The organism is candidate division Zixibacteria bacterium HGW-Zixibacteria-1, assembly GCA_002838945.1.
Lineage (GTDB): Bacteria > Zixibacteria > MSB-5A5 > GN15 > PGXB01 > PGXB01.
Genome location: PGXB01000010.1, coordinates 31569 through 52139 on the forward strand (window position 1 = coordinate 31569; position 20571 = coordinate 52139).

The window sequence follows — 20571 nt, forward strand, 5'->3', positions numbered from 1 at the left end:
CAGTCGTGAAAAAAAATATCCATTTTTCGTTAATTATTATTCTTGCCGCCCTGATACAATTGGGTTGCGGCGGGGACACGAAAGATGAATCCACCGCCCTACAGCAATATCTTCCGGCCCAGTTCACCGAGGCCGGTTTTATCAGGGCATCTGAAGTCCGCGCATTTCCCGGTAATTCGCTCTGGGAATATATCGACGGTCAGGCTGAATTGTATTACCTGTATAATTTTGTCGATGTCGCCACGACCATCTACAAAAAGGATGAAATGGAATTCGAGATCGATATCTACCACTTCGGATCACCTGATGACAGTTATGGTCTTTATTCCATGATTCGAAATCCGGCGGATGACATTATCGGGATCGGAGTCGAGGGCTTTCTGTCTCCCGGCAGGCTGGTCTTCACCAAAGGCGAATATCTGGTAAAACTGACCGGTTTTGATGAAACGGACGAAAGCATGACCGCCATAGTCGGTCTTGGCAGAATTTTCGAAAAAGAGCTGGTCGGGAAAACCGAGAAGCCGGCTGCATTTGGTCTGTTTCCGGCCGAAGATTTTGTTGCCAAAACCGACCGTTACTATGCTGATTCCTATCTCGGACAGAAATTTCTCACCCGGATTTACAGCCGGGAATACATCAAGGAGGGGGACAGCCTTACGTTGTTTATTACCGCCGATGAAATGGGCGATAAATACGCAAAATGGCTGGAATTGGCCGATAGAATCGGCCGAAAAGCCGCTTCCCCCAATAGTCTTCCATTTGATCAAAATTTTACCTTTGTCTATGAAGATCCCTTTTACGGGCAGGTTATAGTCGGCCTTAAAAGCCAAAAACTGGTCGGAATTGTTAATTTTAGCGACAAAATGAAAGATTATCTTACCCTGTGGCTGGAGTCTTTATAGTCCATTACGGCTGCGGCGCGTATAAATAAGAAATACAATTTTAGGAGAAATTATGCTAATTAGAGTTATCTTCCTGCTGTTTCTGGCATCAAACCTGTTTGCGGGCGATTTGGTGGATAACTGGACACCGGGCAAGACCGAGAAAATGACTTATGAGATCAAAACGATCGTTCCCAAGGAGACTATCAACTATAACAATGTGGTAATCAGCCGCCCGGCCGACAATAAAGATATTTTGAATATCAAACAAACTCTTGATATCTCCAACCAGTCGATTAAAATCGTCAGTGAAGAAAATTATTCCTTCAAGGACCTCCGGTTGATTTCATCCATTAATCATTTTTTCATGCCGCCTATGGCTATCGAAAGGCTCGGAACCGATTCATTGATTGTCAAGGCAACCCGAAAGGGTGACAGCCTGTTTATTACGACCAATTCCGACAAGGTCCCCCCCGGCTCGATGCCGTTTATCGGCGAAATGACCACCACCACCGGGTCGCAGCTTTTCGTCAGAAATATGAATTTTACGGTGGGGAAAAGTTACAAGTATGGTTATATCAATCTCTTAAGGATCACCGGGCAGTCGTTCCAAATAATGGAAGTAATCGACTCGGTCATATCGCAGGAGAAGATTACGACGCCAATGGGGACATATGATTGCTATAAGGTCCTGAACACGGTGCCGGGAGCCCTGGGATATTCCTATTATACGACCGATGCCCGCCATATTCCGGTCCTGATCGAGCTGCTGAATCCCGAAACCAAGGAGCAGGTTATGACCCTGACCCTTCAAAAGTATGAATGAAAGTCATTTTCAGCTTGATATAACGCGGAAATAGGCTATTTTCCGATTTATGGAAAGACAAAATAGAGATACTCGAAAGACGCGGCCGGGATTGACATATAATATAATCATCAATCCCAAGGCGGCCGATTACTCCCGCGAGAAAATCGATAAACTGTGCAAGGCCATAACCGATGCCGGCGGGCGTTATTACCTGAACGAACCCGATTCGCCTCAAAGTATTGTTTATCATACCAAGCGCATCATTACGAAAAATCCGGGCGGCATTATTGTTTGCGGCGGCGACGGCACCATCAATCTGGTGGCGCGGCATATAATTCGCCGGACCATCCCGCTGGGGATAGTACCGATGGGGCGGTTCAACAATATTTATCGCTCGCTATATGGCGAACCTGATTTCAAGAAGGCGGTCGATCATATTTTATCTGGAAGAGACAGAAAGATCGACTATGGGCTTGCCTCAGGCGAGTTTTTTCTCGGCTCGGTCGCGCTCGGATTTATCCCGCAATTGCACCAGCTTCTTCAGAATCGCAAGCCGCCCCGTTTTGCTATCAGCTGGTCGCGGTTGGCGGCTCAGGCGGCGGCCATGGTGGAACCCAAACCGTTCGCGATCAAGGTCGACGCCTTTGCGTTTGATTTTACACCGCAGACATTCAGCATCAACCTGCTCTCTCATATCGCCGGGATACCGATTATTCCTTCATGCATTCCCAATGATGGAAAATGCGAAGTCGTCTTCGACATCGGTGAGGGGCATGCCATCATGTCGAGCTATCTGAGGCAATTATTCAAGCGGAAATATTTGTACTCCGATGATGTCCGGCTGTATCGAGGAGAACGGATTTCGGTAATATCGGTCGAGGGACAAAAAGCCTATATCGACGGCGAAATTGTCACTTTGCGCGCCCCGGAACTGCGTGTCGAAGTTTTTGCTCAGAAAATCAGAATTTTTCATAAACCTGACACCGTCAAGAAATGAACAGGTATTTCAAAGTTGCGTTCTTTGTGCTCATAGCACTATCGGGCGCCGGTCCGATCCACGCGCAATTCAGAACGGCCGATTCCCCGACTTTTACCGAGTACCTGGCTGATGCCGGAGGCGGCAAAGTCGAAGCTTACTACGCCGACAAGCCAACCGATACGACGATCAAGTATCAGAATCCGACCACGGCCCTTTTCAAGTCGATGTTCGTGCCCGGATTGGGCCAGATCGGCAACAGGAAATACATAAAAGCCGGTGTCATTATTGCCCTGGAATCATCACTCATTGCCGGCCTGGTGCATTATGCCGACAAGACTTCGAATGCCAAAGATGCTTTCGATGCCGCCACCGACCTGACCGAAAGAACGCGCCTGTTCCAGGAGTACCGAATCGCCAAAGATGACCGCAATCGATTTTCATGGTACACCGCGACGGTGATTTTTCTTTCCATGTTCGACGCATATGTCGATGCGCACCTGGCCCGTTTTCCCAAATATGATAAAAATATATCGGTCGATATGTCTTCGGAAAAGGAATTGAGCCCGGTTTTGCAGTTCACATACCGGTTCTAAGTCGGCAATTACCTGTCGGAAAGTAATATATTTTTGATATCGATATTGTATTTTGACGGATCAATAATGCGAATCACCCGTTTGTCGGCATGTTCCGCCACGGACAAATCGATTTCCTCGAATTGAACATAAGGGCCGGACTTGTCTCCGATGACCTTGATTAGAGGACGGGAAAGGGCGCCCGGGTTGGTTCTGATTATCACGGCCAGTCGGTCGCCGGTCATTAATACCATCGTTCCCGGCGGATAAACGCCGATAATATTGACGAACAGCTTTATCAGAAATTCATCGAACTTGACATTCATCTGGTACATCATCTTTCGCAGAACCTCATCGGGAGGAATCGGCTTCTTGATATAGAGACGTCCCGAATTAAGGGCATCGAAAGTATCGGCAATAGAAACAATTTTCGAAAACAGATTGAGAGGACGTTTGTCGATCAGGGAGGGATATCCGGTATAATCACGATTAATGTGATGCTCGAAGGCGACGATAGCGGCCCGGGCGGTCTGCCGGCTGAGCTGCAGATTTCGCAAAATGGTTTTGGCCCCGAGAATCGGATGCCGCTGCATTTGGATCCAGTCATCCTCATCAAAAACATCGGGCTTCCGGATCAGATCTTCGGGCAGTCTTATTTTGCCGATATCATGGAACAGGGCGGCAAAACCAAGGTCGGACAACTGGGTTCTATCGAGGCCAAGCTTGACGCCGATAGTCAGCGAATAGACACAAACATTGGCACAGTGGGCGTAAGTGTACTCATCGAAATCCCTGATATTTGTCAATTCGATAAGAGAACATTCATCTTCCGATATCTGATCGATAAGCGAATGCACCACCCGCCGCGCCTTGGAGATGTCGATTTCCTTGTCATGCGAGGCGCGGGTCATGCTTTCTTCCACGACCGAAATGGCCCTGAAGAAGGTTACCCTGGCGGTGCGCCTCATCAGCTTGCGTTTCTCTTCCGTGAGAACCGCCCTCTTTTCTTTTTTGACGGCGGCCAGAAGGGTGATCCCCTCGATTCCAAGCTCGGTCAAACGCGCGGCGACATCCTCACGATTCCGATTCTGGCGGTCAAGACTGTTGACGAGGTAGATGAACTTGTCGATCTGCCGGCTATCCAGCGAATCATCAAGAGTAATACCGCCGACCCCGACCTGATGCCAGGCATCGACAACACCGCGCGCCCGGACAATGCCCTCACTGTCGAACCTGACCAGTTTGTCATGCACGAATATCCTGCCGTCGATGACCTTGACGGTTATTTTTCCATAAGCATCGACCAGCCGCCTGAAAGACATATAAAACTTCGAGGACTGTGTCTGATAAGTGGCATTGTTGGCATCGACATATTGCGCCGTCCTGAAAAGAATGAAGAAAGCATTAATGAAAGCTCCTTCATCTTTACCGGCAACATCGACCAGCTTGTTTTCTTTTTTGGACTTTGTTCATTTCACGCCTGAGTACTTAATTTCTCTTCTGGCCCTGAGGGCATCACCGGCCATACGGCGAAGCCTCCGCCGCCAAGATCGGTTGAATTTCAGCAGCACCTTTTCTGCCTTCTCCGACATATTACGGGCGAGGGCATTGAAGGCGACTTGCTGGTAAAAATCCTTGATCTGACTCCGAAATAATCCCCCGCTCGTTATAAGCGAAGTCAGGTAACCGACGGCATGTTCGCCGCCGAGCACCGACAACAGCATGATGATCCTTTCCTGATTCGATTCGCTGAGCGTGGCGAACCTGTCGTCGTTGATGATATTCACAATTGTCTTAAGGCGGATATCATCCGGCAATCCCAGGATAGTATCGAGAGTTGTCTGCCTGACGCGCTCATCATTGTCCCAGACCAGCTTGAACAGCAATTCGATATTCTCGGCGGAGACTTTTCGGCACAATCCCAATGCAACCTGGTAGCGGACCCTTGGATCGGTGTGCGCGATTGCTTTTTCCAGATATGGAGCGACTTCTTCGGTGCCTATCTCGGCCAGAATCGCGGCCGTGTTTCTGACCACGAACCAGCGCCGGTCGAAGATTCCCTTCGAAATGATATCAACACGATCGCGTCCCCTATCGACCAGATAGTTGCAAATCGCCTCGCGATGCGGGCGATGCTCGAGAATGCCGAGAAGATCGGTTATGGTGGACAGCGATTCCCATCCGAAATGATTCAGGTAAGCGATCACATCATCACCTGCAATTGACGAATCGGCATTGAGAACATTGGCCAGATTCGACAATTTCTCCCATCCGCCGGACATCACCATCGCGTTATGCACCCGCTCCTCGAAACGGGCATCATTTTTCTTGATTCGTTTCCCGGCATCGGCCAGGCAGTCTATGATTTTTCCGGCCGCTTCAAGATTTCCCTGCTTGACAAATTCGGACTGAACCTTTTCGATGAGCATGACGACTTCCGAGAAATTCTGGAACTCCCTTTCCTGAAATAAAATTTCCTGAAGCAGGGCAATTGTTTCGCCATAAATATCGAACTTTTCATTCTCTCGAACCATTTCCTCAACCTTGTCAAGCTCCTCTTTTTCGAGAGTAAAGGCTTCATTAAGGATCATGGTCGTATCGGGCAAGGCGGCCGCACCGGGCATCATCCCGGCGGCTTGACCGGAACTCGAAGCTCTTCCGGCAGGGACAAATCCGGCCGGAATCGGAATGCCCATAGGAAGACCGGCCGCTGCGGCATAGTTGCCGGCTTCGGCATTATCGACGGGCCCGGCCGGCTGAGAATCATCCTTATCATCATCATCCAGAAATATGGCGGCATATTGGATGCGGCCGGAGTCATCGCCGGGATCGTGTTTGATGAACGAATCCTCATTGACGCAGGACTCCTGCACCAGAAATTCGCCTTCGTACTCCTTGAGGGCAATATCTTCAATCGTGGCATACTTAAAACCATTGATGTCGGCCTGCCAGAAAAGGGCCACCAGATCTTCGGCCCCAGGCTCTTTGTTGACATAAGATTTCATGACTTTGAAAAAGGCCGCCGCCTGCTTGTATTCGAAGTCTTCGGTGAAAGATATATCGGTTATTCCGGCATTGTGAAAGATTCCGGCCAGAGTATCATCCGATGAGTCATCTTCATAAACGGCCTCGCCCTTATAAGAAATTTTCCCGACATCAATTTGAAACATCACTCTTTTATTTTCTTTGATCAGATCGGTGAAGCGCTCGATGAAGGATTCTTTCAGCCGGGTCGGAATGGGATTATTCTCGGGATAGACTGAGACCACTTTTATGGTTTTCAGCAGATCAACCAATAGCCGGGAGATTTCCTGGGATTCCCCGGAAAGCTCTTTATTTGATTTAAGATTTTCGCCCATAATAGAAATAACTTTCTAACCTATTTATCGGCAAAAACTTGGGGCGATTTAGGAATATCTTGTCGAATAATTATTTTAACTGATTGATAATAAGCGAGTTAGCTTCCCCCGGCTAATTGCCGGGGGAAGCCGAAAGGGCACTTATAAGGTGGTGATTTTATTCCGGCCCGATTTGACCATTTGGGCGGCATTTCGGGAGTCAAAAATAAGTTTTGAGTTCTCGACAATCCAGTGATAATTGTAGCTGGTATGATTGGTCAGAATGATAACCAGGTCGGCTTTATTCAGAAGCCCGGCGGTCAATTTGACGGAACGATGAGACCCCTCGTTCCATCTGATTTCCGGCACATGCGGATCATTGTAATGAAGTTTGGCACCGTCTTTTTCCAGAAGCTTCATGACATCCAGCGCCGGTGATTCACGCATGTCTTTGATATCTTTTTTATAGGCGACACCAAGGATCAAAATATTCGAACCCTTCACTGACTTGCCGTAATGATTAAGAAGTTTTCTGACCCTCTCAACCACATACTCGGGCATATGCGAGTTAATATCGCCGGCCAGTTCGATAAAACGGGCGTAATAGTTAAGGCTTTTCAATTTCCATGAGAGATAATGCGGATCGATCGGGATGCAGTGTCCGCCCAATCCGGGGCCGGGGTAAAAAGGCATAAACCCGAACGGTTTGGTGGCCGCGGCATCGATGATTTCCCAGACATTCAAGCCGAGACGATCGCACATCAGTGCCACTTCATTAACCAGGCCGATATTAACCGAGCGGAAAGTATTTTCGAGAAGCTTGACCATCTCGGCGGCCTTGGTCGATGACATCGGTATGACCGTATTTATGATCTGCTCATAAAACACTTTGGCAATTTTGGTGCAACGGGGCGTGATGCCGCCGACGACACGAGGTGTATTGCCGGTCATGAACTTGGTATTGCCGGGATCGACGCGCTCGGGCGAGAAAGCCAGGAAAATGTCCTTGCCCATCTTGAAACCCGAATCTTCCAGCAGCGGTTTGATCATATCTTCGGTGGTGCCGGGATAAGTGGTTGATTCCAGTATGATAAGCATATCCTTGTGAAGTATCTGCTTGATCATCTCGACTGCCGACAGAATATAACTGACATCGGGGTCCTTGGTCTTCGAGAGAGGCGTCGGAACGCAAATCGACATCGTATCGACTTTTTTCATTAGCCTGGGATCATCGGTAGCGACAAGATTTCCCGATTTGACCAGCTTCTCGACGACTTTATCCGGGACATCATCAATATCGGACTTCCCCGCACTGATCAGCTTAACCTTGCTTTTTGAGATGTCATATCCATAAACGGTAAATCCGGCTTCGGCAAATTCGACCGCCAGCGGCAGCCCGACATATCCGAGACCGACGATTCCGATTACGGCTTCACGGTTTTTAATTTTCTTAATCAGGTCATTGGTCATATATCAACTCTGAAAAGGTTTCGCACTCAATTGCTGTCTCCAGTATTGAAGTGCATCTTCTAGTGTATCCTCTAATTTATATCGTATGGTCCAGCCAAGATTTTTTCTTGCCTTGGCATTATCTCCCTTCAAGACAGGAATATCTGACTTTCTTAATCGGCTTTTATCAACCTCCACCTTAATACGAACCTCGGCCATTTTTAGAAGTTTGTCAAGCACGGTTTTAATCGACACCGTTCGTCCGGAGCATAGCTGGTATATCTCTCCCGGAACCCCTTTTACGGCCATCAAAAGGTATCCGTTGACTATATCACGGATGTCGGACAGGTCCCGTTTGGCTGAAAGATCGCCAACCAGCATCACCGGTCTTGCCGCGCCTTGCTCAATCGCGGCGATTTGACGGCAAAACGACGGCACGACAAAGGTTTCGCTGTGCCTGGGGCCGGTATGATTGAAGGACCGGGAAATGACTACCGGTAAATTATGATGACCGGCATAATAGCGGGCCAGGTATTCCGCCGCCGCCTTGGAAATGCCATAAGGGGAATTAGGGTTGATCGCCTGGGTTTCTTTAAGGGTCTTATTAACCGGGGAAAACCTGCCGTAGACATCGGCGGAACTGGTGAAAACAACCTTTTTAAGCTTACTTCCGAGCTTTAAAGCAGCTTCGAAGACATTAAGCGTTCCCATAAAATTAACATCATAGGTCAGCCGCTCGCGAGTGAAAGATTGACCAACCGAGGAAACAGCGGCCAGATGAAAAATATAATCCGGCGCGACGGATGAAACAAACCGACCGACCTTATCCGCTCTGAGAATATCAAAACGGTCCAGCTTTACCCGGCCGGATAAATGCCGGATATTATCTTTCTTTTCGCCGGGGGCAAGACAGCCATAAACATCATATCCGTTTTCGAGCATCAACTCGGCCAGATATGAGCCGGCGAAACCGGCAATACCGGTAATAAGCGCTTTATTTTTTCTTTTCACGAAGTCTTTCCAGATCAGCCTCGACCATCATTTTCACCAATCCTTCAAAGCTGACTTTCGGCTCCCAACCAAGGTCTTTTTTGGCCTTAGCGGGATTACCAAGCAAATGGTCCACCTCCGCCGGACGGACAAACCGGGGATCGATGACGACATAATCATGATAATCCAGATCGACAGCACCAAAAGCGGTTTCCACAAAACTCTTGACCGAATGGCTCCGACCGGTGGCGATAACATAATCCTGCGACTTATCCTGCTGAAGCATCAGCCACATGGCCCGGACATAGTCGCCGGCAAAACCCCAGTCGCGTTCGGCATCAAGATTGCCCAGGGCCAGTTTGTCGGCCAGGCCGAGTTTTATCCGGGCGGCCCCATCGGTTATTTTGCGGGTGACAAATTCCAGACCGCGCCGGGGCGACTCATGGTTGAAAAGAATTCCGGATGTGGCCGGGATGCCATAGCTCTCACGGTAGTTTACCGTGATAAAATGCCCGTACACTTTGGCCACACCATACGGCGAGCGCGGATAAAACGGCGTCAACTCGGTTTGCGGCACTTCTCTCACCTTGCCGAACATCTCCGACGAAGATGCCTGGTAAAAATGGATTTTCTTGTTCAGAAGGCGAATCGCTTCGAGCATCCTCGTCACCCCAAGGGCATTGAAATCGCCGGTCAGAAGCGGCTGATTCCATGAAGTCGGCACAAATGACTGCGCCGCCAGATTGTAAATCTCATCCGGTTTTGTTTCTTCGATTATATGAACAATCGAAAGCTGATCCAGCAAATCGGCCTGAATCAGATGAATTTTGTCGCGAAGATGATCGATACGCTCGAAGGTTTCGGTCGATGAACGCCTGACCATGCCATAGACGTCATAACCTTTTTCCAGAAGCAGTTCGGTCAGATAGGAACCGTCCTGCCCGGTAATTCCGGTAATTAAAGCCCGCATAACAATCTCCCGCAATATGCTTTAAGATTTAAGTTCGAATATAAGATGTTACAACTTATTGAGCAAATGGTTTCGGGGAGAAAAAGAAAAGGAAAGGCGACGCCGGAGTAGTCGATTGCAGTCAAAGGGATAAATCAAATTATCGTGGAATCAATCTTCAATAAATCATATCTATGCCGAAACCGAAATAAGGGCCAACAAAATGCCCGCGTTAGACTAACTTCAAATACGGGACGGCGTTGATGTCGAGTTTCGAGGGGCCATCGAGCCGGTAACGCATATAGCCGGCCGCCGCAATCATAGCGGCGTTGTCGGTGCACAGTTCCGGCGGCGGGAAATAGAACCGGATGCCCGGTTTGGCCAGTTTCGCCTGCATCAGCTCTTTAAGACGGCTGTTTGAAGCCACCCCGCCGGAAAGAGTCACCGCCCCGACTTTGTATTCTTCCGCCGCCCGGACAGTCTTGACCATCAGGACCTCCAGAGCGGCTTCCTGGAACGAGGCCGCGATATCGGCCCGATGTTCTTCCAGCTCTTCCTGAGTGAGTTTTCCAATATGCAGCGCCACAGCGGTTTTGAGGCCGGAATATGAAAAATCGAAACTTTCTTCCTTGATGACACCGCGCGGAAAGCGGAAATATTTTCGGTTGCCGATCTTACCCAGGCGATCGATTTCGGCTCCGCCCGGATAACCGAGGCCAAGCAGCTTGGCGACTTTATCGTAAGCTTCGCCGACAGCGTCATCTTTGGTCTGCCCGAGCAATTTGTAATTTCCGAAACCGTCCACCAGCACCAGCGAAGTATGTCCGCCGGAAATAATCAGGGTCAGATGGCGCTCGGGCAGGTCCTTATGGATAATAAAATTGGCCGCGATATGTCCTTCGAGATGATTCACCGCCACAAACGGCTTGCCGTAGCCAAAAGCCAGCCCTTTTCCGAAGTTCAGGCCGACCAGAAGCGCCCCGACGAGGCCCGGCCCATAGGTGGCGGCGACCAGGTCGATATCTTTCGGCCCGATGCCCGCCTTCAGCAAAGCCTGCTCAAAAACAGTCACGACCGCCTTGAGGTGTTCACGGCTGGCAATCTCGGGAACGACTCCGCCGAACCCGGAATGAACCAACTGACTCAGAATTATATTGGATAATATCTGTTCAAAATCCCTGACGACGGCGACCGAGGTCTCGTCGCAGGATGTTTCAATGCCAAGCGTAATCATCGTATTTCTGAAATCTTTACGGAATCCGCCGATTTATTGACAAGAGTAATCGATGGGGGCAAAACAACCTGGACCGGGACATAACCGCCGCCGTCAACCAGAACATAATCGGCGATAGCCGAAATCATGCCGGCGGCGAGGCTGTCCACCACTTCGGCCTGTCCGGCAACCTGAATATCGATCATGGCAGGGATTAATTTGAATTGTCTTAACCTCGGGGAATTAATCAGATTGACGTTTATTCCCTGAAAGACTTTGCGCCGAACCGGCCCGACCGTTATAAAGACCGAAACCGAATCGGGCTTAAAGGTGAGGCCATAGATGTCATCGGATACAAGCGCCAGCTTTGTTTCAAAACTGTTGCGGGCGTTTTCCAGAACCTGTTTTTCCGTTTGCACATATTCCATCGCGGCCACCTGCCGATTCGGTCCGCTGACACTGACCGAGCCGGGGACAACCGAATCGCTGTTGAATATGGAATAGCCCTCATCGGGAACAACCGTAAGTCTTGATTTAACCGGTAATTCCCTGGTCGCTTTTCTGTCACTGGTAAAATAAACCTCGCGCGGCTCGATGACATCGATTAGAGTGACCTTGTCCGCTTTTACCAGGCTTAGATTGGTCGTGGAAATATCCACCTTAAATCGCCCCACATGCGTCCGGTCGGCGGTCAGTTTCAAACCTTTCTTCTTCCAGTCGGTTCGCAACAGTGTCTTACCGGTGGCGGAAACAGCCACTGTGATGGAATCGGGGGGCGGATCGGTCAATACCAGATTCTCATCAATACCGATCTGAGTGACCGGCAGCTTATACTGGTGCTGATAGACTTTATCGGTGGCAACATGAAACCACAGCAGCACGGCCAGAATAATGGCGGCCAGCTTAACCCAGAGGTTATCAAAAATACCGGGCAATTTCATTACTTGCTTGAGACGGCTAAAGGTTTACCGTAGCTTATTTCTCCATTATCGATGCGCAGCGAGAAACCGCACTCCGGATTAGTACATACCCACGCTTTGTACTTGATGGTGGCGCCGTCACGGCCGTAATCGGAAAGCGGCAAAAGACGCCCCTTGTTACATTTGAGGCAAAGAGGAAATTCAAATTCTGACATACTCCACCCTTCTATCTACTCATGTTATCCCTGTTTTTCAACACTGTCAGACGATCCAGACGGCCGGTGAGGTTATGCTCGACGATTATATCGGACCTGGTGCCGTCATTGAGGTGTATGGGATGGATCTCCTGCGGATGATCAATCGACACCTCCAAGTCCGGCTTCTTCGACAGATAGTCGTCGTTGTTACCCCAGAAAAACTGTAATTTACCTTTTCCGTCGGAAAAAACAAGATCATTTAAATTATCGCCGTTATAGTCGGCGGTCCATTCCACAAAAACTTCGACCGTCGGCTGGGGATTATCGAAATCGAAACGGAATTCATGCTGCATCCGGCGCGCCGGCTCATTATTGGGAAGGCCGTTTTCAAACGGATATATAAGCAGATGCAAATCGGCCTTCTTCATCAGGAACATTTTTGTCGCGGCCAGGGCGCCCAGCTCCACCGCCGGGACAGCCATATCCGCCCTGCCGTCATGATTGAAATCGCCGATTATCAGGTTGCAATGTGAATCGGAAAGCGTGATTTCCTTACTGGCCTGATCGCTGATGCGGCCGCCGGCATCGGCCAGATATACCCGTATCCTGGTTTCGGTATTGGTAATACCACCCGAAGTATTGGAGACAACCGCATCCAATCGATCATCTCCATTGCAGTCAATAAGAGCACTTTCGAGATACCCCGGGTTATTTATCGGGTAAAAATCGATATCGACATCAGGGTTCTGAGCGAAATTGCCGCTGGGATCCTGGAAAAAATAACACAGCTTATTATTCCACAATAAATACAGGTCGTTTAAACCATCGCCATTGCCGTCACCGACATATATTTGCGCCAGACTGACACCGAACTGCGAATTCCTTCCACCCCGAAAACGCTGGATACTTCTATGAATATTGACGCCGCGGATCGGCGCGGAAATATTATTCAAAATGACATACCTGCCTTTATCGCCCTGCTCGAAGACGGCATAGCCCGAGGCATTCGGAATTACGAACTGGGGCCCCGTTTTGGAATTGATGTTGAATATAAACGGTTCATCGATAATACCGCTGAATAGCGGTATGGAAAAAATAGTCTTATGATTAATAAATGGTTCCGCCGTCGACAGGCCCAGATCAGGAGTGAAAGTCATTCTCCTGACGCCGTCGGCATCTATTACATAAATTTCCGCCCGGCCGTCCTTATTAATATCGGCAACATCAACCTGGACCGCACTGGTCGGCAGCGGGACAAGATAATCTGCGACCGCCCGGAAACCGGATGTCCCCTTCTGCAAATAAAGGCCGATATACCGAGCATCCGGGTCATCATTGGGAGAATATACCGTGGCGATATCGGTCAGCCCGTCACCGTCAAAATCGGCCGACAGGAAATCATATATATCTCCTTCAACTTCAAGGGAGTATATTTCAAACATATCCTGATCGGCGGCCGAGACAGCATAATATCCCTGAAAAGTAATAACACTGATAATCAGGGCCGGGAAAAGACAATATTTCAGAATTCTGTTCACTCCAAAAAAACCGCCTTAAAATGTAAACTATTCTGTAATAATAAGAAAATATCGCTATTAGTTCAACAAAAATTGGAGGGGCCGATTTTGGGGAAAATCAGAGCGCCGGGTTTTTATACCAGAATCGAGTCAGCCCCCTGTCGGTGGCCAGCCAGAGATAATCCCCATCGAACAGCAAATCCCTGATGTAATTGGAGATTATACCGTCATTGGCCGTGAAAAGTTGATAGTGCGATTTTTCGCCGTCATAAATGATCAATAATCCGTTACCGGTAGCGACGGCGACCAGGGTATCGAAGGCGGCAACCGCCTTGACTCCCCCGTAATTCATAACTTCAGGATATATCTTTATGGCGGCCGTATTCAGGTCTATGGAAGCCAATTCATTTTCACCCGCCACCCACATTTTGCCGTTGTAACTGTAAAGATCATTTATGACCCAGAATCCGGATAATTCATTGGCCGAGAGCCGGCCCAGTTTTTCTCTGTCCGGGCTCCAACGGAAGACACCGTTGTCGGTTCCGATCCAGACATCCTCGTCCGCTTTTTCCAGGCAATTAATGGTTGCCGACGGCATCATAACTTTTGCGACCTGTTCGGAAGTATCGGAATGCAGCTCCAGAACACCCAATCCGAACCGGGTTCCGGCCAGCAGATAATTTCCGGAGACAAGGATGCTCAGCACCAGATCATCAGGAATACCGGCTCGTCGCGACAAACGCTCGACAAATTTATTTTTCTTAGGATCGATTATCCAGACGCCGTCGTCGGTGGCGGCATAAAGACGATCACCATCGGCATACAGGTCATAAACGCCGGCTGCCATAAGTTTTCCATCTCCGGTATATTCGACATAACTGAAATTGTTTCCGCGCCAGTCAAAACCTGTTACCCCGGTGCGATAGGCGCTGTCGATTAATCCGCCCATCCAGAGAACACCATCATTAAGGCATATGGTTGTGATATCCGAATAAAGCAGGCCGAAATTAAGAAGCTTAATGCGGCGACTGTCAATATCGGCCCGGGCCGCCCCTAGCCCCCATGTTCCAATCCAGAGATTGGCCCAGCCGTCATCGACAATATCGGTCATTCGAAATTCGCGCCCATTATCATCGACCAGATAACCGCTCGGCATATAATTAAAACCCCAGGGAGCAAAATAGAAAGGATCGGGCTTGAGATGACGCCCCTGCGGCTCCTCGTTGGGCAGGTCATCGATCGGCCGCCATGATTTCAGAGTCTCGCTGTACTCGAAGTTGCCGACATCGGTCCTTACCCACAGGTTTTCATCGTCGAACGAAGCTTTTATCTCATATATCATCCGGTCATAGAATCCGTCTATCGACGTCAGCGGGTCATCCCAGCGATTATTGACTTTGTCATAACGGATTATGCCGTGTGTCGTCCCGAAATAGACATACTGGTAACCCGCGGCAATGGAAGAAACATGGGAAAAATCGGAGTAATTGACGACCAGATTGGGGTAAAAATCGGATGATAGCGATGACTGCGAGACAATCAGCAAAAAGAGGCACAGAAAAATAAAGCCGAATTTTTTCATACTATCAGCCATCCCAATAACTCAGAACAGCATGAATCAAAAGAGCTGTTCCGTAATATATACTTCTTTCGTCTGCAATAAATTCGGGGGAATGCCAGGGTTTGTTGGCATGTATTTTATCATTCCTGACACCCAGCCGAAACATGGCGCCGGGCACCTTTTGCAGATAGAAAGAATAATCCTCGCCGCCCATGGTCTGCGGCGTCTCTCCCACATACTTTTTACCGAAAAGCGCCGCATAGGATTCCCCAAGAATCTTGTTGGCGGCAGGATTATTTTCGAGCACCGGGTACCCGGCCAGGATGGAAAACTCATATTTGGCGCCGCGCGCCCGACAGATGCCATCCAGGGTCCGCTTTATCAGGCGGGGGATGAGTTTTCTGACTTCGGCATCAAGGGTTCGGGCGGTGCCGCTCAGAACGACCCTGTCGGCGATGATATTTCTGGCCGTCCCGCCGTTAATTGTACCCAAAGTAATTACGGCCGGATTCATCGGGCTGATGTCGCGGGATATGATTTTCTGGACCGATTCCACGATTTCGGCGGCAACAGCGATAGCATCGACCGCACGATGCGGAACCGCCCCATGCCCTCCAACACCGATTACGGTGATATCGAAATCGGTCACCGAAGCCATGGAAGCGCCGTCACGCAGAGTAATCCGTCCGACCGGCAGGGTCGGATCGGTGTGAAGCGAAAATATCATTTTCACCTCCGGTTTACTCAGAACACCCTCTTTTATCATCATCTCGGCCCCGCCCGGAGGAGATTCCTCGGCCGGCTGAAAAATAAACTTGATGCATCCCGGCAACTGTTTTCGGAATCGGTTCAAGATGACCGCAGCGCCCAGCACGGTCGCCATATGAACATCATGTCCGCAGGCATGCATGACGCCAACGGTTCCTGATCGAAAAGGAAGCTTCACCGCTTCCGTGATCGGCAGGGCGTCGATATCGGATCGGATGGCAACCGCATTCTTCATCCGGTGATTTATCAGGCCGACCGTTCCGGTCCTCATCTTCAGAGGTTTGATATCGATCCCGGATTTTTTCAACTGTTCCTTGATAAATTTGGTCGTCTCGAATTCCATGTTTGATAATTCGGGATGCTGGTGCAGGTGACGCCTTAAATTCACCTGAAAAGGATAAATCTCTTCGGCCAGGCGTTTGATTTCTTCGATGGAAATAATCATTTTACCGGTGACATATTTCAAGAGGATTAACGGTTTCAACCGGCGTTTTTGCCGGCCATAGCATTGTTCTGCCCCATCTTTTTTTCAGCGGATTGCTTATATTTGTTGGCAAAGAGGTGGGCCAGTCGAAGCGGCTCGGGCATCCGGTACTCTGTCAGGCAACCCACGATAATATCAAGAGCATCGCGAATCGTGCATTTGTGTCCCGGTGAGATAAACATCGGTTTTACGTTCGATTTTGTCCGATACACAAAACCTGCTTCTACATCGGAGACAAACAAAGAAGTGCATCCTCCCTTCTCCTGGGGCGGCGTTCGGTAATCGCCGACAAGACATCTTCGGGCACAGCCGATTGATGGAATATCGGTGATTAATCCCAGATGGGAGGCCAGTCCCAGACCGCGCGGATGGGCCAGCCCGTGGCCGGGATAAATGATGACGTCCGGCTTTGTCTGCAATCGGCTGAGGGCTTTCAGAATGACCGGCCCTTCGCGAAAGGCCAGCAGGGCCGGAATATATTGAAAGTCGGCTTCGCATTGCGCCACGGCTCTTTCATGGTTCTTCATATCCGGATATGTTAAAGTCACCGCAGCCGCATAAAGACGGTTGACTTTGCTGTTAAAAGCGGTATCGACGGCCGTGATCAATCGAGGTTTTTCAAGGCGCATGGATACGTCTAAACGAATTCTTAATTCATATTGCAACGTTGCCGCGTCATTGGGATTCTGAGGCCACTCATGCAAAGGCTGAAAATCCAAAATCAGTTCCCCGGCTATAATCTTGTTAATTCATAGACCGTGTTTACCGACACAGTATTTCGACCTGAATGTACCTTTCCGCCCTGATGAACAGGCGGTTTGCGGCAGAGTTTTTTGGCGTTCGTTAATAAACAATATTTTACTTTATTTGTCAATTCCTATGTTTTAAACATTCTTCGTTTTTCTGTCCGTTATAAGTATTTGGACCAATCTTTTTTATTGATTTATCTGACAATAAACACAAGATTACGGCCATGAGATTACTAATACTCCTGGTCATGCTGATAACCATGATCTCCCCGGCCTTTGCCGAAGGATTCTATCGTTTTTCCATAAGTGCCGATTATGGATATGCCACACTGGTTGGGGGAGTTCCGCCATGGTATACGATTGAAAATACATACGGTCTTAAAATCGATACTTATTTCAAAAACAAATGGCGGATCGGAATGGGAATCAACAGGTATAAGATATATGATGATTCTTCGGCTCACAATGAATTTAAATTCGGGTCGGATGAGCAATTTCGACAAAAGGTTTGGAAGGGATATGATCTGGTTCTGTTCCTGAATTACAATTTGACACCGTATTCCAGTCGATTATCGGCCGAGGCCGGTTTTGGAGGCGGGGTGACGGTATGGAAAATTCATGATGCCATGACCGACACAACTATTAAGACAATCGGCGAACGAGGTGAGATGACCGATCTGGCTGCAACTGAGGTACTGCTTTTGTCAAAAATCGGGGTGGGCTATCGCCTCCACCCCCGATTCATGCTTGGTATCGACATATACGCCAACTACTTAACCGGTGCTGGATTGGAATTTGACAAGACTTTTGAAAAACAGTTGAGTAAATGGAATCTGAAGACATCTATAAAACTATCTTATCTGTTTGGGATCGGCGGATGGCCGGAAAAAATGACCTCGGGAAGTTCTCAAGGCGTTATCCTGCAACGTATTTCTCAGACAGGAAAAAATGAGCCGCAACCCCAGGAAGTCACTATCCCGGCCCAGAACAGGGCCGATGCCGATGGCGACGGCATTCCTGATTATAATGACGATTGTCCGGGCACTCCCGGGGCCGCGTATGGAATGGTTGATTTGAGAGGGTGTCCGGTTGATGTCGATTGTGATGGTGTCCCGGACTATCTTGACAAATGCCCCAGAAATCAGGTGGGAGCGCTGGTTGATACGTATGGCTGCCCGCTGGACAGCGACAAAGATGGTGTTCCTGACGGCCTTGATGACTGCCCGGAATCCGATTCCGGGCTGGCGGTTGATAACACCGGTTGCATCGATTTGACGGTCCTGGAGAAACCGGTGATTTTGAACATAAAATATGAGTCGGGTTCATTCGAGATCGACCGGGATACCCAGGAGAAACTGAATCAAATATCCCGACTGCTGTTGAAAGCGCCCGGAATAAGGGTCGAAATTAACGGATATACGGATAATATCGGGACGGCAGAGGCCAACCAGAGCTTGTCCCAAAAAAGGGCAAATCGGGTGCGGGATTATTTGGCAAAAATGGGCATAGAAAGCAGCCGATTGACACCTGTTGGGAAGGGCGAGGTCAACTTTGTGGCCTCCAATGAAACCAGTGAGGGCAGGCAGAAAAACCGGCGCGTGGAACTGGTATTTTTTAAGTAATTATGGTATCAGGGGACTTGCTTTTTCTGAGCATTTGTGATATCTTGAAATGATTCATTTGGTGTTTTAACATCAAATTCAATGGAATGAAAGGGATATTAAACGTTGACGTGTATGCCTGGAAGCATTTGAATCAGCATTCGAGGGGATTATATAAATCAACCTGAACCTGTTGCATTCATGTCCTGCAGACAGAAATTTATTCAATAGAAAGGATAATCCTTAGACGCAAGTGGTTGCAGCAAATTATTTTGCTTTTTTATATTGCTTTTTTTAAGCTTCTATAGTAGATTTGCCGTCTAAAATGCGTAAGGCTATGAGAATCTTACTGATCACGCAGCATTTTCCGCCCGAGCGCGGAGCAGTGCGCAGGCTATTTGAGTTCGCGGCTCATTTTAAGGATAACGGCCATGACGTAACCGTATTGACGGCCATGCCCAATTATCCCGACGGTATAGTACCGCCCGAATACAGGGGTAAATTTCATCATCGCGAAGTTATCAATGGTATCGATATACGGCGTTCATGGGTACTGCCCGCATCCAATGCTCAGCCCAAAAAGAGAATGATCGGTTTCATCACCTTTTTGACGACCGCCATCATAAACAGCTTCCGAATCAAGGGCAAATTCGATCTTATCCTGGCCTCATCGCCACCGGTAACTTCGGCTGTTCTTGGTTATGTCATAAGCCGGCTTCGCCGTACCAAGCTGGTTTTGGAGATCCGGGATTTGCAGCCCGAATCCGGCGAGCAGTTCGGCAACCTTAATAAATCGCTCTTTACGGGCTTTATTGCCCGCGTGATGAAATTCCTTTATCGGAAAGCGGATCATATTGTCTGCGTTACTGAAGGCATCGAAGACTGGATGAGCGACAATGGAGTCGACCGCAGCCATTTGACGACAATTAAATCGGGTGTCGGTTATGACTTCATCAACAGTCATTCCAATGGCATCAGGAAAAAATACGGCTGGGAAAATAAATATCTGATCATGTTCAGCGGGACGCTTGGCTGGGTCCGGCCGCTGGAGTCGATAATCGAATCGGCCCGGTTGTTGTCCGGTGAAAAACAATATCATTTTGTTTTTGTCGGTGATGGCCAGAAAAAGAACTCACTGGAAAAACTGGCCAAACAGTACAAACTGGATAATATCTCTTTTATCGGATTGCAGCCGTTGTCGCAGATTCCGTTTTATCTCAAATCCGGTGATGTCCTGGTGGAATGTCTGAAGGAAGTCCCGGTTGCCAAGGTGGCCCTGCCGACCAAGATTTTTGAATACATGGCCGCCGGACGGCCGATCGCTTTTGGTTCTTTCGAAGGCGAAACCACCAAGCTTCTGGAAAAGGCCGGCGGTGCATTGACCTTCTCGCCCCGTAATCCGGAACAGCTGGCCGCTATTATCCGCTCGTTGTACAAGAAGGAAATCGATGGTGATGAACTCGGCCGGAAATATCATGATTACGTCAGTAACTTTCATTCACGCGACAAGTGGGCCGATCGCTATATGCAATTGCTCGAGACCATCGAGCCGTCCTGATTTCTTATCTCTCTTTATAAATTCGATTAGCTTGTGA

General features: G+C 48.8%; 18 protein-coding genes. 6 read left to right on the forward strand and 12 right to left on the reverse strand.

From position 1 onward, the window contains the following. The first annotated feature begins 5 nt into the window (after window positions 1-5). Genes CVT49_05740 through CVT49_05755 form a run of 4 tightly spaced genes read left to right on the forward strand, consistent with a single transcriptional unit; the run spans window position 6 to window position 3261 of the window. Complete coding sequence (locus CVT49_05740; GenBank protein ID PKK83926.1) at window positions 6-902, forward strand: hypothetical protein; 897 nt, start codon at window positions 6-8, stop codon at window positions 900-902. A gap of 52 nt (window positions 903-954) precedes the next feature. Next, window positions 955-1707, forward strand: a complete 753-nt coding sequence (locus tag CVT49_05745) for a hypothetical protein (GenBank protein ID PKK83927.1) — start codon at window positions 955-957, stop codon at window positions 1705-1707. A 49-nt stretch (window positions 1708-1756) separates the two neighbouring features. Continuing rightward, window positions 1757-2686, forward strand: a complete 930-nt coding sequence (locus CVT49_05750) for a hypothetical protein (protein PKK83928.1) — start codon at window positions 1757-1759, stop codon at window positions 2684-2686. Further along, a complete protein-coding gene (locus tag CVT49_05755; protein ID PKK83929.1) occupies window positions 2683-3261 on the forward strand; it encodes a hypothetical protein in 579 nt (192 codons plus the stop codon). Before CVT49_05750 ends, CVT49_05755 begins: the two co-directional genes overlap by 4 nt. 8 nt (window positions 3262-3269) lie before the next feature. Here CVT49_05755 and CVT49_05760 read toward each other — a convergent pair whose 3' ends face one another. From CVT49_05760 to CVT49_05815, 12 genes are all read right to left on the reverse strand, one after another. Next, window positions 3270-4562 carry a hypothetical protein gene (locus tag CVT49_05760; protein ID PKK83930.1) on the reverse strand — a complete coding sequence of 431 codons (1293 nt, stop codon included), beginning with the start codon at window positions 4560-4562 and terminating at the stop codon, window positions 3270-3272. Window positions 4563-4709: 147 nt separating this feature from the next. Next, complete coding sequence (locus CVT49_05765) at window positions 4710-6599, reverse strand: hypothetical protein (GenBank protein PKK83931.1); 1890 nt, start codon at window positions 6597-6599, stop codon at window positions 4710-4712. A gap of 141 nt (window positions 6600-6740) precedes the next feature. Next, a complete protein-coding gene (locus CVT49_05770; GenBank protein ID PKK83932.1) occupies window positions 6741-8048 on the reverse strand; it encodes a UDP-N-acetyl-D-glucosamine dehydrogenase in 1308 nt (435 codons plus the stop codon). Between the two features lie 3 nt (window positions 8049-8051). Then, entirely contained in the window at window positions 8052-9056 is a 1005-nt protein-coding gene (locus CVT49_05775) for a GDP-mannose 4,6 dehydratase (GenBank protein ID PKK83933.1), read from the reverse strand. Next, the gene (gene gmd / locus CVT49_05780; protein ID PKK83934.1) at window positions 9022-9987 is read right to left on the reverse strand and encodes a GDP-mannose 4,6-dehydratase; all 966 of its coding nucleotides are present in this window, start codon (window positions 9985-9987) and stop codon (window positions 9022-9024) included. The genes CVT49_05775 and gmd overlap by 35 nt, the downstream gene beginning before the upstream one ends. A 211-nt stretch (window positions 9988-10198) precedes the next feature. Next, a complete protein-coding gene (gene tsaD, locus CVT49_05785; GenBank protein ID PKK83935.1) occupies window positions 10199-11200 on the reverse strand; it encodes a tRNA (adenosine(37)-N6)-threonylcarbamoyltransferase complex transferase subunit TsaD in 1002 nt (333 codons plus the stop codon). Continuing rightward, window positions 11197-12120 carry a hypothetical protein gene (locus CVT49_05790; protein PKK83936.1) on the reverse strand — a complete coding sequence of 308 codons (924 nt, stop codon included), beginning with the start codon at window positions 12118-12120 and terminating at the stop codon, window positions 11197-11199. Before CVT49_05790 ends, tsaD begins: the two co-directional genes overlap by 4 nt. Next, window positions 12120-12314 carry a hypothetical protein gene (locus CVT49_05795; protein ID PKK83937.1) on the reverse strand — a complete coding sequence of 65 codons (195 nt, stop codon included), beginning with the start codon at window positions 12312-12314 and terminating at the stop codon, window positions 12120-12122. Before CVT49_05795 ends, CVT49_05790 begins: the two co-directional genes overlap by 1 nt. Window positions 12315-12325: 11 nt before the next feature. Next, a complete protein-coding gene (locus CVT49_05800; GenBank protein ID PKK83938.1) occupies window positions 12326-13834 on the reverse strand; it encodes a hypothetical protein in 1509 nt (502 codons plus the stop codon). 97 nt (window positions 13835-13931) lie between these two features. Continuing rightward, entirely contained in the window at window positions 13932-15395 is a 1464-nt protein-coding gene (locus tag CVT49_05805; protein PKK83939.1) for a hypothetical protein, read from the reverse strand. 4 nt (window positions 15396-15399) lie between these two features. Further along, the gene (locus CVT49_05810; GenBank protein PKK83940.1) at window positions 15400-16626 is read right to left on the reverse strand and encodes an amidohydrolase; all 1227 of its coding nucleotides are present in this window, start codon (window positions 16624-16626) and stop codon (window positions 15400-15402) included. Then, window positions 16623-17255 carry an endonuclease V gene (locus CVT49_05815; protein ID PKK83941.1) on the reverse strand — a complete coding sequence of 211 codons (633 nt, stop codon included), beginning with the start codon at window positions 17253-17255 and terminating at the stop codon, window positions 16623-16625. The genes CVT49_05810 and CVT49_05815 overlap by 4 nt, the downstream gene beginning before the upstream one ends. A 344-nt stretch (window positions 17256-17599) precedes the next feature. On the opposite strand from CVT49_05815, the gene CVT49_05820 reads away from it, so the two are divergent. Both CVT49_05820 and CVT49_05825 read left to right on the forward strand, forming a co-directional pair. Beyond that, complete coding sequence (locus CVT49_05820) at window positions 17600-18997, forward strand: hypothetical protein (protein ID PKK83942.1); 1398 nt, start codon at window positions 17600-17602, stop codon at window positions 18995-18997. Window positions 18998-19301: 304 nt separating this feature from the next. Further along, window positions 19302-20534: a hypothetical protein gene (locus CVT49_05825; protein ID PKK83943.1), complete on the forward strand. Its 1233-nt coding sequence runs from the start codon at window positions 19302-19304 to the stop codon at window positions 20532-20534. The last annotated feature ends 37 nt before the right edge of the window (window positions 20535-20571 follow it).

Bases quoted from the DNA above. Each gene is read 5' to 3' on its own strand.
- CVT49_05745 (PKK83927.1), top strand. From the start codon at position 955: ATGCTAATTAGAGTTATCTTCCTGCTGTTTCTGGCATCAAACCTGTTT.
- CVT49_05750 (PKK83928.1), top strand. From the start codon at position 1,757: ATGGAAAGACAAAATAGAGATACTCGAAAGACGCGGCCGGGATTGACA.
- CVT49_05755 (PKK83929.1), top strand. From the start codon at position 2,683: ATGAACAGGTATTTCAAAGTTGCGTTCTTTGTGCTCATAGCACTATCG.
- CVT49_05760 (PKK83930.1), bottom strand. From the start codon at position 4,562: ATGTCTTTCAGGCGGCTGGTCGATGCTTATGGAAAAATAACCGTCAAG.
- CVT49_05765 (PKK83931.1), bottom strand. From the start codon at position 6,599: ATGGGCGAAAATCTTAAATCAAATAAAGAGCTTTCCGGGGAATCCCAG.
- CVT49_05770 (PKK83932.1), bottom strand. From the start codon at position 8,048: ATGACCAATGACCTGATTAAGAAAATTAAAAACCGTGAAGCCGTAATC.
- gmd (PKK83934.1), bottom strand. From the start codon at position 9,987: ATGCGGGCTTTAATTACCGGAATTACCGGGCAGGACGGTTCCTATCTG.
- tsaD (PKK83935.1), bottom strand. From the start codon at position 11,200: ATGATTACGCTTGGCATTGAAACATCCTGCGACGAGACCTCGGTCGCC.
- CVT49_05790 (PKK83936.1), bottom strand. From the start codon at position 12,120: ATGAAATTGCCCGGTATTTTTGATAACCTCTGGGTTAAGCTGGCCGCC.
- CVT49_05795 (PKK83937.1), bottom strand. From the start codon at position 12,314: ATGTCAGAATTTGAATTTCCTCTTTGCCTCAAATGTAACAAGGGGCGT.
- CVT49_05805 (PKK83939.1), bottom strand. From the start codon at position 15,395: ATGAAAAAATTCGGCTTTATTTTTCTGTGCCTCTTTTTGCTGATTGTC.
- CVT49_05815 (PKK83941.1), bottom strand. From the start codon at position 17,255: ATGCGCCTTGAAAAACCTCGATTGATCACGGCCGTCGATACCGCTTTT.
- CVT49_05820 (PKK83942.1), top strand. From the start codon at position 17,600: ATGAGATTACTAATACTCCTGGTCATGCTGATAACCATGATCTCCCCG.
- CVT49_05825 (PKK83943.1), top strand. From the start codon at position 19,302: ATGCGTAAGGCTATGAGAATCTTACTGATCACGCAGCATTTTCCGCCC.